Raw genomic sequence first — 12153 nt, forward strand, 5'->3', positions numbered from 1 at the left:
CTTCAAAGTTGTTGCGACTTAACCTCTTGCTGCTATTCCTGCGTGTAAGCGATTCTTTCATGGGGATATGGGATGAAGAAGGTTGTTTCGGTTCTTCTGTTGGCTTTGCTGAGCAGTTGTGCAAAGCCGTCTGACGGGCCGACGGCAGGCAATATTCGGTCTGCAAAACTTCCCCAAACCAATGAGCGTATCCGCGTGGTAGAGCTTGCCAATGCTCCGGCGGCGTCCGTGTCGCCATCGCTCGTGGAGAGCGCATCCGGCCCCGGTCTGACGGCACTTCGCAACACCGGCTACAATGCGCAGCGTCTGCGCCGTGGCGATGTCATCGACATCACCGTGCTGGATACGGGTGAAGATGGCCTGTTCTCGTCCACCCAGAGCAAGACACTCAATCTCGGACGCTTCACGGTTGACCAGAGTGGCAGTGTCAACCTGCCTTTCGTGGGCAAGAAACGCGTTATCGATTCTACACCCGAAGGGCTTCAGTCTCAGGTCGTATCCGGTCTCAAGGGCTCGGCAGTCAATCCACAGGCTGTCGTCACCGTGGTCGATAAGCCGACGAGTGCTGTCATGTTGAGCGGTGCGATAAAGACGCCCGGCAAGATCGCGTTGACGGCCCGCCAGGAGCGTGTGCTCGACGTCATCAATCAGGCCGGTGGTCCAACAGTTGCGCCAAGTGCGGCGACTGTGACCGTTGTGCGTGGCACGCAGCGTGCAAGTGCATCGCTGGATCGCATCACGCGGGAAGACCGCCAGAACATTCGCGTATCGCCTGACGACCAGATCATGATCGACGGCGAAGCATCGAGCATCACGGCTCTGGGTGCGTTCAAAAGCGCTGGAGAATTCCAGTTCGAAACCGGAAAGCTGACCCTTGCGCAGGCCGTTGGCCGTGCCGGTGGTTTGCTGGATGATCGCGCAGATGCGCGCAACGTCTACGTCTTCCGCAATGAAATCGTGCAGGTTCCATCGACCGTTGCTGCGGGATCAAAGGGACCTGCGGCTGTCGCAACGAGCGTCAGGCCGGTCATTTATCACGTCAACATGCGAGACGCGTCCAGCATCGTTCTGATGCAGATGTTCCAGATGCAGAAAGGCGATGTCCTCTATGCCAGCAACGCACCTCTCGTCGATACGGCAAAGCTGCTGACTGTCTTCCAGAAGAGCGCAGCGACGGCCGCGGCTCCGCAGCCTGGCTCATCCAACTGAGACTTGCTTGAAGCAAGCCATATAGCGAGAAACGCTTAACGATCGTCGTTGAGAAGGTTCAATGCTTCATCGGCACTTTGAGGCCGCTGTGCAGCGTTTTCATGTGTGCAGGTGTCTCTGAACACGGTCAACACCGGACAATTGTCGCTGCGCTGATCTGCCATGAGGCGTGTGGCCAGTCGGCCCACGGCGTAGATATCCTGAACCGGGTGGGCTGGGGCTCCGGCGAGTTGTTCTGGCGCTGAGAACTCCGGTGAACCGGCAATGGCAAGTCCAAGATCGCGATGCCGCTCTCCGGTTCGCAGTGTTATGCCGAAATCTCCAAGCCTGGCTTTCGCCAGATCCTCTTCGGGCATCATGATATTGCCTGCGGTGACGTCGCAGTGGACGTAACCTGCGCCGTGCAGGAATGAGAGGGCCTGCAAAATCGTATGGAGAAGGCCCAGTATTTCCTCCGGTCGAAGGTTCCGGGTCTTCAAAAGCGAGGCGAGAGAAACGGGAGCCCAAGGTTGTAACAAGCCCGGGCGACCATCGCGCAGCCGCAGGAGCGCGGAGGTTTCCTGCACCGCAGGATGGCGCAGACCAAGGCCGATTTTAGCTTCGCGCCTTAGCCTCTGGGCGAGGAGCTGGTCATCTCGCTTTCCAGGCGGCATTGTTTTGATTGCGAAACAATCGCCCAGGTCGCGTTGTGTGACCCGCAATATTTGTGTCGTCCCGCTTTCATATAAAACGTCATCGACCGCAAAACTTCCCTCGATGAATACGGCACCTCCGTCCGATAGACGTTCCGTTCTGCGATCAAGGGCGTCACGAATGCGGTCAGTCATATCCTGTGGGTCGTGTGATGCGCGGATCGCGGTCAGAAGCTGCGAAAAACGCTCTGAAACATCACGATCGTTACCCGCGTCGTTCAAGCCGGTCTCCGATAACGATGGCACTGATGTTTTCACGCACGTTCTCGATCAATGCTTCCTGCATCAAGGCATTTGCGCAATCGTTGATCGGCGTGTCGTGCAGGATTTCGGCGACCACCCGTTCCTTGAGTGCCTGCATGAGCGGATAACTGCACAATAAAAGCCTGTCATTCGTCCCGAATTCCTCACTGACGTTGCTGGGCCTGAACTGCTGTGCGTGACCAACGCATTGGGAAAGCTGTTTTTTCATGCCAACGATGACATGATCGCGTGAGAGGAGGTGCATCGTCCCGTCGCGCAACAGGTAGGCCCGGGTGTCACCGGACCAGAGAACGGTGAGCGTCCGGCCAACGATGGACGCGACGACCACACTTGCCAATGGCCTCGTTGTTTCTGCCGAAATCTGACGCGACAGGAGCAGACTGTTGACCGTACCCAACTTGCCCTTGATGTCCTGCGCCGTGCTGTCTGCATGGTCGCTATCAGCAACATCGGTCAGCGCGTTTGTCGTCAGTCTCGCGGCTTCCACGGCGGGGTTGCCGTCTCCGATGCCGTCAGCAACGGCAAACAGTGTTGGAGATTTGGAGACGAAAAGGGCGTCGGCATTGACGCTGAGCCGCGTTCCTGGATGCGTCGCATAGCTATAGACAATATCCGGTGCAGGTGTGTGTCTTGGCTTCGGCTCCTGTGCCACTGCACTCTGCGGGACGATGGTGGGTCGCTGGCTCTTGGGGGATAGATCTGGTTCTGTTTTGGCCGCAGATGTGTTTTCCTCCGGTGCCGATGTTCTGAACAGCCGGACGAAATCTGTCGTGGTCGGCCGGCCATCGATCTTGATTCCACGGGGCCTGCGGCTTTCAGGGTCGATGTGCCACCAGAGGCTGGTCGGCTGACCGGACGTAGGGGCGGGGAGAGTATCGTCATCCTCACGTGGTTTCGGCATGCGCAGGCGCTTCACGGACATCGTAAATCGGGCCATATCGAAATCCGCCGTCAGGGAGGTTTCCGCGAGCGCTTCGGCTGCCATGAACCAGGTCTCGTCAAGATAGAGCGCCTTTGGGTGGTCTTTGAAATCTCCAAGTTGGGCCAGAATGACGAGTGGGTATTTACGGCCCACACGGTCTCTGCTCGGCATGAGCACGCCGGTATAGGCGTGGCGGCCCCAAACGCCGCGCTCTATGATGAAGCGGATGGGTGGGAATGTGGAAAACACCGCGCTCCAGCGATCGACAAAGACATCGGCGCAGGCATGCATGCCAGCGCGAAGCCAGCCGTCAATGGCGCTGATCAACTCGCGGTCCAGCCCTTCGGAGATGAAATCACCGTGACTGGGAATTTTTCCGAAAAAGCCGATCCGGTCTGTCTCGACCGCGGCTTTGACGGGTTTTGCAACCGGCTTGGCCATCAGCCCGGCAAAGCGGTTTCGGAATGGGTTTGTTTTGCTACCTTCATTGTGTCCTCCATTGAATTTTTTGACCCAGTTTCTAGAACTGGACCGGGCAAGAAAAATTGGCGAGCGCATCCAGTTTGAATGGATTGAGCACCGAGCCGAATTGTATGTCGAATTCGGCTGTCTGCTCGCCATTCTCAAAACGGGCTCTCAGCATGTCGCCCGACTGCGTTTCTATCTTGGCGTCGTCAAACAGGCGGAAGGGCGACCAGTCGCCATTCTCCGTCTTGGCCTGCTGCCATCCGCCAGGTTGGAAGGCGATGCGCGACAGGTTCGCCGAGTTGCTCGTGGAAGGCCAGGTGATCGATTTCGCCTGGACGGGGCCGTGGTAATACACCACACGTTCCCCCTCGATCTCGAGCATGACTGCGCTCGACGCTTCTGTCAGGGAGACGGGCTTCACGTTGATCGATACGGCAGGGGTCTCGCTTCCATTCGGGAAGAACGCTCTGAAAATCTTATCCGCATTCTCGAACTGCGCGATGGCTTCGCTGGACATTCCTTCAGCGCCGAATGTTCCTTTCCAACCCCAAGGGCTCGCCGTCTTGTCAACAAAGGGCTCCATGCGTTGCTTGAAGAACGTCTGGAAGGTGCCGGTTGGCCCGAACAAGCGCGTGAAATCCGCCATCGCGACATCCCGGGTTGACGACCTGTCGAACGGATAGCGACCGGTGACGATGGATGAGCAGAGTGAGGAACCTTCGGCACCCCAGAGATCGGCAATCTTCGTTCTGGCGGATTTGACGGCAAGAGAGCCAACATCCGCTGCAAGCCCTGCGACCCAGACATCCAGTGGTGCAGGCAGCTGTCGTGCCTCCTGGAGGAGATCCTGATTGGCTTTCGTCAACTGGCTGTCGACGTCAAACACCTTTGCCACTTCGTCCGAGGTGGTTGAGGAGCGTGCCAATTGTTCATGCAGGGCCTTGATGTTTGCCAAGAGCTGTTCGGATGGTGAGCCAGCCTGCTTCCCACCATTTGCCTGATTTGAGGTATCCGTCTGGGCAGGACCTTTGGCGGCCAGCATTTCGCGAAGGCGGGCGTAGGGGTCGGCCGCATCCACGGTGGCTGAAAGGATGGTGGCGGTCGTATCGCCATCGTCTGTGGCAGCCAACGTCGTCAGGCTCGCCCCTGCATTTGGCCTCAGATCCGTGGCCTCGGCGATCGACTTGGCCGCTTCGATGGTGATGTTGCGGTCATTGGCGAGGATGCGGGTCGTCTCGACCGCATCGCCCAAGCTCTGGGATGGTTTCACACGAACGTCGGTCAGAACCTCGTTCCAGCGCTTCTCGAAACGGTCAAAGTAGATCTGCAGGGCTGATTGCGCGACACTTTCGACGGTGGTGCCGCGGATCGCCTCATCTGAGCCGCGCACCCATGCCTCCGAGAGTGCGACACGGGACGCATAAGCGACCTGCGGGATGACGACGGCACGATATCCGTTCGCCGTGAACAGACCTTCGATACCATCCAGCAAGGGGGCTTTGCTTTTTCGTTCTATCGCGCGGTCGCCCAATGCTCCGAAGGCACCTGACGGGCTCCATTCGGGCAATGCACGGGCTTGCGGAAGACCCGCGAGAATATCGTAGGCGCGTGCGCCGACCGCTTGGTCGCGAATGGTCTGCCGCGCCTTGGCAATCAGGCGGGTGTCGAGTTCGATCGGCGCCAGAACGCCTCCGGCCAGTGCGAGTGCATGCTGATGCAGCGCCTCGCGTGCCGCAGCGCGACCATCTCCCGGGTAGAGCGACGCAAACATATCCTGCGACTGTACATCGAGAAAGTCACGGTCGAGCGTGCCCAGTCCACCCAGCATGCCGTAGAGCTTGAGAGAGTTGAATGTTCGGGTGACGTCGTTTTGATCGTCCAGCTGCTTTTGAAGCTGCACGATCATGCGTGGCAGCAACAGCGCATTCAGCGCACGCTGATAGGCATCGCGTTGACGCCCGGCGATCTTCTCTTCCTGATCGAGCCCGAACCCGACTTTCCAGACGCGACCTTCCGAGAAACCGGAATTCACGTCACGCAGATTGTCGAGTGCCGGAAGAATGCGAAGGAAATCCGCATCCGATACGTTCCGGACGTCTATGCCTTGAACGAGTTGTTGATAGGCGTTGAGTTTGCGGTCGGCTTCCGCCAGCGCTTGCGTATTGGAAAAATACGTGAAAATCCAACCCGTGAAAACAATGGCGACCACGGCGGCCGACAGACCGTAAGCCACACGCCGGACCAGCAACTGTCTGCCTGACAGACGCTTGTCGCGCATGACCAAGGCTGCTTCAGGAAAGATGACCTCTTTGAACAGCCGTGCGAGGAAGTAGCTGCGGCGAGCACGCGGCGCGGACGTGCCTGCTTCTTCCTGGGTTCCTGACGCGAGATAAACGCCGCGCATCAGGGGGGCTTCGACCAGCGGGGAACTGGCGCACAGCTCTGTCAGCGCTTCATGCAGCCTGTCTTTCAGTTTGGCGAGTTCTGCGGGGAAGCGGAAAATGCGGCCACGGATTTCCGCATTCTGCTCCTGTTGCAGACGCTCAATCAGCATGGCATCGACGCGCTGTTGAAGGAGTTCGAATTCTTCGAGGAACCGTTGCGGCAATTCCTGCGACGTGTAGCTCTCGTCCAGTTTGAACGTCGTTCCCCAGACCTGATGACGATCCGTCTTGTTGAAGCCATCGAAAAACTCAACGAAGCCATCCAGAAGATCGGCCTTGGTCAGAACGACATAGACTGGAACGCGCGCACGAAGATACTCATCCAGTTCCGACATGCGTTGACGGATGGCACGTAGCTCCTGACGCTGCTCCTCCGGATCGCGACTGAGCAGATCAGGGATGGACAAGGTCACCAGTGCGCCGTTGATCGGCTGTGAACGCCTGTAACGAAGCAAAAGGTTGAGAAAGCCTTCCCAACCAGCCTTGGACGCGCCATCCAGATCATCCTGGGTGGTGTAGCGACCCGCGGTGTCGATCAGGATCGCCTCATCCGTGAACCACCAGTTACAATTTCGCGTTCCGCCAACGCCTTTGACAGCATTTTCACCCAATGCATCGCCCAAGGGAAATTGCAGTCCGGAATTGGTCAGTGCCGTTGTCTTGCCCGAACCGGGCGCGCCAAAGATGACATACCAAGGCAGATCGTAAATATAGCCGAAACGCTTCTTGGTGATGCGTCGCAGAAGCGCCAGCGCTTCCTTGAGGCGTGTCTGGATTTCTCCAATTTCTGCCTGTCGATTGGCCAGCGCTTCCTGCTCGAGACTGTCGACAAGTTCCTTATCCTGTTTGCGCGCTCTGTAGAGCGAGATGCCAATATAGACAACCCAGACCAGCAGGATGACGCAAATAGCGATGATGCGAGCCTGCGTCGTTCCGAAGGGTTTGAACGACCCGAAGGCGACCAGATACCCGTAGAACCAGATGACGACGCACAGTGCGACCGCCCAGATGAGCGAGACGAAGCGACGGCCGACAAGCGCTGCATAGCTATCGACATAAGACCGGATTGTATAAAAATAACTCAGCGGATTCATTGCTGGGTTTCTCCTGCTGGCTGTCCGGTTGTCGTTGTGACCGTTGGAGACAGGATGCCGGCCTCGCTGAGTTTTTCGTCAGGGTTGGTCAAAACCATGATTTCCGTTCGGCGGTTTTTCTCGCGGCCCTCAGGCGTGCTGTTGTCCGCGATCGGGTCGCTGTCTGCACGCCCTTCCGTCAGGATCGCATCCTCACCAGCAAAAGTGGAGAGGATATCGCCAACCGCTTTGGCGCGCGCTTCTGAAAGATGCCAGTTGGATGGAAACTGGACGGTCTTGATCGGCACATTGTCGGTGTAACCAATGACCACAGCACGGAAGTTTTCAGCCGCAAGCGCACCGCCGATACGCTGGATCAGATCCCGAAACTGCGGGCTGACATCGGCGCTACCGACTTCAAACAGGCCAGAGTTATTGATGCGAACGCGCAGGCGTCCATTGACATTGGCCAGTGTCACCAGATTTCTTTGAACTTCGGGCTGGAGAAACGCCAAGAGATTATCCAGTCGTGTAGGCTCCGGTGGCCTCGCCGGTGGGGGAACCTCGACGACCGGAGGCTTTTCTTCCGCTTGGACAGGCGGCGCTTCCGGCGGCGGTGCCGCAATCAGCACGCTCGGCGTCTCGTTGGGTGGTAGCGATGCCAGGCGCTCGAAGGTCGAGTCCGAGGCGTTGTTCAACGTGAGCGTAAAGAACAGGTAGCCCAAGGCGAATGCCAGGGCGATCAGGGACAGGAGCGTCCAGAGAGCCGCCATGGTACGAAGCGGCGTGTGCCGTGCCTCCACACCTTTCCAGTGGGGGGATAGTTCACGCTCGAACACACCGTACTGGCCGATCAGCGTTTTATAGAGGCTGTCGCGGATGCGTGAAAGCTCGAGTGCGCCCTTGGCAGAGACGCGTGTCCGCCCCTCGAAGGCCAGCGACAGCGACAGATAGATCAGCAGCAGCAGGTCCTTGTTGGCGCCGGGCGATTGGTGGAAATGGTCGAGAATATCGAAAACGCGGTCGCCGCCCGTCACGTCATTGTGGAACGTGGAAACCAGCCCGGAGCGAGCCCAGCCCGCGCGAACGCCCCAGGGTTTGCTCAAAATGACGTCGTCCACCGTGGCGCAGACAACGTAATGGGCTGCTCGTGCCCGCTCCGGGCTTATGCGGGCCGATGCCAAATCCCGCTCGTAGCGAGTGATCGCTTCCACGCAGGCACGGCGAAGATGGTCGGGGCTCGGTTGAGCGTCGCTGAACCGTAAGACATGCGCGAGGTTGAGAAGGGGGGCTGCCGACTGGACCAGCGTTGGTACCTCTTCGCCACCAAAGCGGAAGCTGGTGAGAAGCGCATCGATGGGCAGGCCACCATCCCCGCTGGATGTGCGTGCAGGGGCATCCTCACCTTCGATGATGTCATCGAGGATGGCCGCCATGTTACGGGCGCTTTGATTGCGCGCACGGCTTTCGTCGGTGATTTCCACGACCGTCGGTAAATCTTGCCAGGAGGAGGGCTTTTCGGTGCTCATTCGCGTAATGCCCACATTTCCATCTCGAGGCCCGGAAACTCGCCGGCGAGATGCAGCGCTATGGCGCCTGAGGTTTCAAGCTGCTTCCAAAGAGGGGTTTTCGTATCGATTTCAAAGTAGATCGTGCCTGAACGGTAAGGCAACTGGCGTGGCAACACGGGCAACGAGCGAACCGGGATGCCCGGAAGTGCTACGTTGACGAGCTCGGAAATACGCTCCACCGGACCCACCTTGATCTGGGCGGGAAGCTTGCGACGGATGTCCTCTGCCGACATATCCGCACGCACTGCCAGCACGAAGCCTGCGTCACGCAGCAACGTCCTGTCGTGGATGGTGCCGACGCGTACGCCATGTCTGCGCTCCACAAGCTCGATGGCCACTGCCGATTGCTCCAGCACGGCCGACAGTGAGGTGCGCAGGTCATCAAACACCGCTGCGAAACTGGCCTTTAGGTCATCATGCCTGTAGGGCGGGAATTCCGTCGCACGCTTCCTCTCGGTGGTGAAGGTTGCCAGCTCACCAGCCAGTTGAATGCAATCCTCGTAAAATCTGATGGGGTGGAAGCGCGTCGCATTCGCGGAAAAATGGGCAAGCAGGGGGTCAGCGCGATTGAGGATTTGCAGCAGGAAATAATCGCCGACTTCGGCAGTCCCGCGGATTGTCGGATCGCCGATGCGCTCGGAAATAGCCTGCGCACGATGACGGACAATGCCCAGCAATTCCGTCAGAAGTTCACCCAGCCGCGAGGAGGCGGCGCAGTTCAAGGATGGAGGAATGAAGTCAGGATCGAGAATAACCGCCCGATCCGATCGGACCTCGATAACCTTTGCGAGACCAATCAGATCATAGCCGGAAAGATCGTCGCCCGTCTTCAGGAAGCGCAGGCTGAGGCGCCCTACGTCGATCGGCGCCACAAAATCGGTGTCGACGTTGGCGTCCGAGGCTTCGTATGTCGTCGCAACGACCCGCACACTGTTTGTGTTGGCAATGTTGCCGCTGGACATATCTGCCTTGCCCGGCTGGCGTGCGGGCAGCGCCAGATACACGATGGCATTCTTGACGCCCTCATCCAGATCCAGTGGCGGAGGCAGGTCAGAATCCTCGGGAGCCTCGAAAGGTGTACCGTCAGGCAAGATACCGCGTAGGTTTGAGAGGGCAAACTGACCGATTGCCAGGGCGCTGCGGTCAATACCGATTTCCGCTATGCCCCAGGGGTAAGGGGACAAGTTGCGTGTGGTATTGCGCACGAGCCGTTCTGTCCAACGGTCCGATTGCTGAAAATGTTGAACACGAAGGAACATGCCTTCGCTCCAGGCAACGCGGTTTTCATGCCTCATCTTGTCTGCTTACCCCCTTGGTATCTGTTTCGTGATTGGAAGCTGCTTCTTCCTGCGTCACATCGCCCTGTGCTGCGCGCTGGAGAAACTGCCGGACGGACAATTGCCGGCCTTCCTGTTCAAATTGCTGCTTATATGCGGACCAGTAGTCGGTGCGCTTGATCACGGAGCGCCATTCCTTACGCTCTATCTTGGCTCGCCAGTCGTTCTGCGCATCTGCCATGGCCTCGACTAGCCTCGGTTCAAGCTTGCGGGTACACGTCTGGATCAGCGTCTCAAGTGTCGATGCTAGGAGGCGCTGCTGGCGGATAAGGCCCTCTATCCGTCCGCGTGCAGTGTCGTCGCTCGGTTCGATATCGATTGCGGTGTAGTCGATATCCAAAACGGCAAGACTTTCGGCAGTTTCCTTTTCCAGCTGGACCAGAAGATCGTCAATGGCGTCCTGCGTTGGAGAAAAGACAGGGAGTTGCGGCTCCTCGATTTCGAACGTGTCGTTCGCATCCGTAAAAACGGCATCGAAATCTTCCGGCGCAGCCTTCGTCTTTGGCCGCGTGACCATGACCGGGATATTCAACGCATCCGTATGTTCGTGTTTGCTGCTCTCATCCGGTTCCTTATCCCAGTCATTGGGCAGAACGACGCCGATACCGGATGTCGCAGGCGGGGCGTTCCAGCCGATCTCCACATTGCGCGAGATGGATTTGCTTTTCTTGCCCGATTGATTGGCGACAGCTTCGGGCCACTCATCGTTGGTGGCGCCGCCTGCAATCACGCCGCGCGCTGAACGGCCGTTTGGGGCGATGTCCGCAAGGATGGCCGAGATCGTCATACTCTCGTCGCTGATCCGAAGAGACGTGTCGGGGTCGCCGAAATCCATTTCGGCTTCACCCGTGATGACCGCTTCGAAAACCTGCCCACCGATGCCGATCTGCGATCCATTGTTCAATCGTGCCGTCTGGCCCTCCAGAAGCAGGCGCCCATCCACCTGTGTTCCGTTTGCACTACGGTCGAGGATCGTGAAGCCTTCGCGATCACGGTTGAGCGTGCAATGAATTTTCGATACACGCCTGGCATCGTCATTGACCTGCCAGTCGCAGTCACTCGACCGCCCTATGACCCGGCAGCCGTGTTCAAAACTCCATAGCGTGGGCTTTCCAACACCCGCGTTTTTCTCTTTCAGCACAAGCTTCATCGTTTCGTCCTCATGCAGACAGCGCCGAGCCTTCACGCTCGGTCACGATGGCGTCGGTACTATCCTTTTGGGCGGGCGCAACACGCGCCCAGCTGTTCCAGCCAAGCCTGGCGGGGGCGTCCGGTTGTCCCAACCGGCAAAACGGCACATCCTCTTTTTTCAAAATGACCTGAACATCAAAATCAAAGGCACTGCCGACGAAAAGGCGTGTGACTGCGCAAATTTCCGCGAGGCGTTTCGATCCAGGCGTCAGCGCGAGATAGTCGGCATAGCCGACAGGGCCAACCACGATGCGAAAGCCACCGCTGAAATCCTGAACAGCGCTTCCTGCTGAGACGTTCCGCCCGAGCGACAGGCCGCCCGGCTGACCGAGCTGGCTTTGTTCGTGGACGGGAAGCGGAACCCAGCGCTTGCGAAACTGTTCGACGGCGACATCGAGCCCGGTAAACTCGCAAAGCATAGCGGTGAGTGCGGTCGCATTGCGGTTGCGGTTTGCCAGAAGTCCGCTGAAGCGGAGCAATACGTCATCCTTGACGCCAACTTTTTCACTGAGACCTGCCGTACCAAAGCCCGTAAGTGACAGCAGGGTCTTTCGGAACGCATTGCTCTCCATGTCATTTGACCAACGCAGACCCCGAGCGAGCCTGTATTTCTCGGTAGCAGCAACGAAAAGCTCGCTGAAACGGCCCGCGAACAGACTGAAAAAACTGCCCAGTGCCTTTGATCGATTGCGCTCTTCCCTTTGCAGCATCTCGCCATAGACGGGTGGCAGCGAGCCGAGTGGACCCATGATCGGCGCGAAAGCCGAGCGTAACTCTGCTTTGCCGTCTTTTCGTCGAAAGCTGCCGATGGCGACAGGCGTCAGACGCGACCCATTATGCGCGCCAATCGTCAGCTCCTCGTTCTCAGCCAAATGCTGTGCGACACGAAAGGCCGTTGCAGGCTCGAACGCGCCGGGGTCCCGCCCCAGTCGCTCCTCTTGCTGTTCCCGCATATCCCTGGCTGTCTCTGGCATCTAGACCT

Annotated in this window: 8 protein-coding genes; 1 reads left to right on the forward strand and 7 read right to left on the reverse strand. The window is 58.3% G+C overall.

The genetic code is table 11. The features are described 5' to 3' along the window. Positions 1 to 72 precede the first annotated feature (72 nt). Positions 73 to 1209 (forward strand): polysaccharide biosynthesis/export family protein, encoded by a 1137-nt coding sequence (locus EKM04_RS21320; protein ID WP_183893355.1) that lies wholly within the window; start codon positions 73 to 75, stop codon positions 1207 to 1209. 35 nt (positions 1210 to 1244) lie between these two features. Here EKM04_RS21320 and EKM04_RS21325 read toward each other — a convergent pair whose 3' ends face one another. The 7 genes from EKM04_RS21325 to tssG form a co-directional block, all read right to left on the reverse strand. Continuing rightward, positions 1245 to 2123, reverse strand: coding sequence for a protein kinase domain-containing protein (locus EKM04_RS21325; protein WP_234910839.1), 879 nt, complete (start codon positions 2121 to 2123; stop codon positions 1245 to 1247). Further along, positions 2107 to 3528 carry a type VI secretion system-associated protein TagF gene (gene tagF / locus EKM04_RS21330; protein WP_183893357.1) on the reverse strand — a complete coding sequence of 474 codons (1422 nt, stop codon included), beginning with the start codon at positions 3526 to 3528 and terminating at the stop codon, positions 2107 to 2109. Before tagF ends, EKM04_RS21325 begins: the two co-directional genes overlap by 17 nt. 79 nt (positions 3529 to 3607) lie before the next feature. Further along, positions 3608 to 7093, reverse strand: coding sequence for a type VI secretion system membrane subunit TssM (gene tssM, locus EKM04_RS21335; protein ID WP_183893359.1), 3486 nt, complete (start codon positions 7091 to 7093; stop codon positions 3608 to 3610). Beyond that, entirely contained in the window at positions 7090 to 8601 is a 1512-nt protein-coding gene (gene tssL / locus EKM04_RS21340; RefSeq protein WP_183893361.1) for a type VI secretion system protein TssL, long form, read from the reverse strand. The genes tssM and tssL overlap by 4 nt, the downstream gene beginning before the upstream one ends. Then, positions 8598 to 9938 carry a type VI secretion system baseplate subunit TssK gene (gene tssK / locus EKM04_RS21345; RefSeq protein WP_183893363.1) on the reverse strand — a complete coding sequence of 447 codons (1341 nt, stop codon included), beginning with the start codon at positions 9936 to 9938 and terminating at the stop codon, positions 8598 to 8600. The genes tssL and tssK overlap by 4 nt, the downstream gene beginning before the upstream one ends. Beyond that, a complete protein-coding gene (locus EKM04_RS21350) occupies positions 9928 to 11130 on the reverse strand; it encodes an FHA domain-containing protein (RefSeq protein WP_183893365.1) in 1203 nt (400 codons plus the stop codon). Before EKM04_RS21350 ends, tssK begins: the two co-directional genes overlap by 11 nt. Positions 11131 to 11140: 10 nt before the next feature. Further along, the gene (gene tssG, locus EKM04_RS21355; protein ID WP_183893367.1) at positions 11141 to 12145 is read right to left on the reverse strand and encodes a type VI secretion system baseplate subunit TssG; all 1005 of its coding nucleotides are present in this window, start codon (positions 12143 to 12145) and stop codon (positions 11141 to 11143) included. Between the last annotated feature and the right edge of the window lie 8 nt (positions 12146 to 12153).

It is taken from the genome of Rhizobium skierniewicense Ch11 (assembly GCF_023757665.1).
GTDB lineage: Bacteria > Pseudomonadota > Alphaproteobacteria > Rhizobiales > Rhizobiaceae > Agrobacterium > Agrobacterium skierniewicense.

Excerpts from the sequence above, each read along its gene's own strand:
- EKM04_RS21320 (WP_183893355.1), top strand. The coding sequence starts at position 73 with ATGAAGAAGGTTGTTTCGGTTCTTCTGTTGGCTTTGCTGAGCAGTTGT.
- tagF (WP_183893357.1), bottom strand. The coding sequence starts at position 3,528 with ATGGCCAAGCCGGTTGCAAAACCCGTCAAAGCCGCGGTCGAGACAGAC.
- tssL (WP_183893361.1), bottom strand. The coding sequence starts at position 8,601 with ATGAGCACCGAAAAGCCCTCCTCCTGGCAAGATTTACCGACGGTCGTG.
- tssG (WP_183893367.1), bottom strand. The coding sequence starts at position 12,145 with ATGCCAGAGACAGCCAGGGATATGCGGGAACAGCAAGAGGAGCGACTG.
- tssK (WP_183893363.1), bottom strand. The coding sequence starts at position 9,938 with ATGAGGCATGAAAACCGCGTTGCCTGGAGCGAAGGCATGTTCCTTCGT.
- EKM04_RS21350 (WP_183893365.1), bottom strand. The coding sequence starts at position 11,130 with ATGAAGCTTGTGCTGAAAGAGAAAAACGCGGGTGTTGGAAAGCCCACG.
- tssM (WP_183893359.1), bottom strand. The coding sequence starts at position 7,093 with ATGAATCCGCTGAGTTATTTTTATACAATCCGGTCTTATGTCGATAGC.